Annotated in this window: 1 pseudogene; it reads left to right on the plus strand. The window is 60.2% G+C overall.

Going from position 1 to position 399, the window contains the following annotated elements:
• Positions 1 to 399 (plus strand): annotated as a pseudogene (locus GPA27_RS28635) (polyphosphate kinase 1); the annotation flags it as partial.

Here is a 399-nt window from a genome sequence, read left to right on the forward strand (position 1 = left end):
CGTCTCAAGGGGCATGATGCCTTCGGCCGCGAGAACGAAATCGCCATCGTCAAGGTGCCGCGTGCACTGCCCCGCCTGATCCGCATGCCAAAGAAGGTCGCGTCCGACGGGGCGTTGTTCGTCAGCTTGTCCAGCATCGTGCGTGCCCATTTGGAAGACCTCTTTCCTGGCCGCGAAGTGACGGAGTTTTCCCAGTTTCGTGTCACACGCCATTCCGATCTGGCACTGGACGAAGAGGATGTGCGTAACCTGCGCACCGCCTTGCGGCAAGGCCTGCAGCACCGCCATTACGGACAGGCTGTGCGCCTGGAAGTCTCTGCGGGTTGCTCTCGCTTCCTGTCCGACTTCTTGTTGCAGCAATTTGATCTGCCCAACGCGGCCTTGTACCGTGTACATGGT

Origin of the sequence: Aromatoleum toluolicum (assembly GCF_012911005.2) — a bacterium.
Lineage (GTDB): Bacteria > Pseudomonadota > Gammaproteobacteria > Burkholderiales > Rhodocyclaceae > Aromatoleum > Aromatoleum toluolicum.